The organism is Streptomyces sp. NPDC006510, from assembly GCF_040611955.1.
In the GTDB taxonomy this organism is placed as follows: Bacteria; Actinomycetota; Actinomycetes; order Streptomycetales; family Streptomycetaceae; genus Streptomyces.
In genome coordinates this window covers 1-1,926 of the sequence record NZ_JBEXPH010000425.1, presented here as the reverse complement: position 1 = coordinate 1,926, position 1,926 = coordinate 1, and the positions used below count along the sequence as shown (strand labels likewise).

General features: G+C 67.3%; 2 protein-coding genes. Both read right to left on the bottom strand.

Features of this window, described 5'->3' with window-relative positions; translation table 11 throughout:
- Positions 1–469: 469 nt before the first annotated feature.
- A complete protein-coding gene (locus ABZY11_RS44165; protein WP_356484573.1) occupies positions 470–1,192 on the bottom strand; it encodes an alpha/beta hydrolase in 723 nt (240 codons plus the stop codon).
- A 140-nt stretch (positions 1,193–1,332) separates the two neighbouring features.
- Positions 1,333–1,641, bottom strand: coding sequence for a reverse transcriptase domain-containing protein (locus ABZY11_RS44160; protein ID WP_356484572.1), 309 nt, complete (start codon positions 1,639–1,641; stop codon positions 1,333–1,335).
- Positions 1,642–1,926: the final 285 nt, after the last annotated feature.

Genomic DNA, 1,926 nt, shown 5'->3' with positions numbered 1-1,926 from the left:
GACGAACTGCAGCACCTGGTCGACCAGCTGACCGCAGCGGACTGGCTCACCGAAGCCACCGTCACCGACACCCACCTCACCGGGCGGCTGACCGAACGCATCCTGCCGCTCGCCTGCCCCCTTCCCTAGCCGGACCAGGGCCGGGCCCGTCGGCCGACGGGCAGCTGCGCTTCGGCGATACGCGCGGCTGCTTGACAAACGCCCATGTCCTGCGCCAAGGAGACTTGAGCCTGTGTCAACGACGTTTGATCGGTAAAAGCCCTGGCCACGAGCGCGCGGATGCCGCGTCGTACCGCCGGTGGCCGAGCGCCGCCCCGACCGGCCGGTACCGCCGATGGCTGGTACCGCCGCGATCGGGCGGCCATGCATCTGCCGGCCACCGTCATCGAGGTGGGCCGGGACGTGTCCTCGATGAGCGGCGTCCCGGCCGACGCCGCCTACCGTCTGCTGCCGTCCTGGCGGCCCGGTCTCACTTCAGGTGCCGGGCGAAGAACCGTTCCCCGTCGTCCACCTCGAACCACGGGGTGCCGGCGTGCCCGCCCGGATTGGCGTGCAGCGTCTTCTCCTTGGTCCCGAAGGCGTCGAACAGGTCCAGGGCCCGCTGCCGGGGGTTTCCTTCGTCGTCCCACTGCAGCAGGAACAGCAGCGGAATGGTGACTTGTCGGGCCTCCTCGCGCTGGGCGCGGGGCACGTAACCCCCGGCGAAGAAACCGGCGGCCGCGATGCGTGGCTCGACCATCGCCAGCCGAATGCCGACGGCGGTCCACCCCGAGTACCCGACCGGGCCGCCGATCTCGGGCCGCGCAAGGAGGGCGTCCAGGGTGGTCTGCCATTCCGGGACCGTCTTTTCGACCAGCGGGCCGATGAAGGACTCGAAGATCTCGTCGACCGGCTCGCCGGCCTGCATCGCCCGGCGGAGGTCGGCGCGAGCCTGCTCGTCGGCGGCGGAACGGGGCCGGTCGCCGTGCCCCGGGGCGTCGATGGCGGCCACCGCGTAGCCGTACGCCGCGGAGTGCCGGGCCCGGGCCACCAGCCGCGATTCCCGCCTGTGCAAGCCGCCGTTGTGGGCGATCAGGATCAGCGGGGCCGGTGCGGCGGATTCAGGCGTCCACAGGGTGCCGGGGATCTCGCCAAGGGTGAATTCGCGTTCGAGGACGCCGTCGTCGAGGCGCTGTTCAGAAGTGAATTGCATGGTCGTGCCTTTCGGGAGTGCACTTGAACGGCGCTCCCGGACAACCTGCCTATCGTCCGACCGTGACCCCGGAGGAGAGCACCCATGTCAATACGTTCACGGGTACCACCTCCTTGTTCTCTCGCACGGCCTCCGGAAGGCTAGCAGACCAGCGGGATCAATGTTCGATGGCACAAATGTGCCGGGTCGCGATAGTTGGCACCCTCACGGAACGTGTACCCGAGAAACGTGAACGCCGTGTGCTCGTAGAAGCTTCGGTGATTCCCGTCCTTGCAGTAGATGATCCGGGTCTTGGCCGGGTGCAGATGCAACCCGGCCTCGGCCATCCTCTCCGTGAGCGCGGCAAGCACCTGACGGGCCTGACGCTCGGTAACGCAGTGCACGACCGCGTCGTCCGCATGGCGTTCGAACCGGATGTTTGGGAAATCCCGAGCCATCCAAGCGTCCAACGCGTAGGGCAGGAACAGGTTTGCCAGGACGGGAGATACAGGGGCTCCTTGCGGGGCAATGCCGCTTAGTTAAGTGATTCGGTGCTCGATCGTCCACATATGCAAAGCGACACGCCAGGGGTCTTTGTGGATAGTCAACTGATCTGGCTGCTGCACTTTCGTCTTGCCGCGGAACCCGTTATGTTCCTCGCCCATGGGTGGGGAGTGGGATGACTCGGGACCGGTTTCCGGTGTGCGCTTGACCGACCGGGTGGGTGTCGGGGTTCTGACACGCCTGGTTCATCG

Excerpts from the sequence above, each read along its gene's own strand:
- ABZY11_RS44165 (WP_356484573.1), bottom strand. The coding sequence starts at position 1,192 with ATGCAATTCACTTCTGAACAGCGCCTCGACGACGGCGTCCTCGAACGC.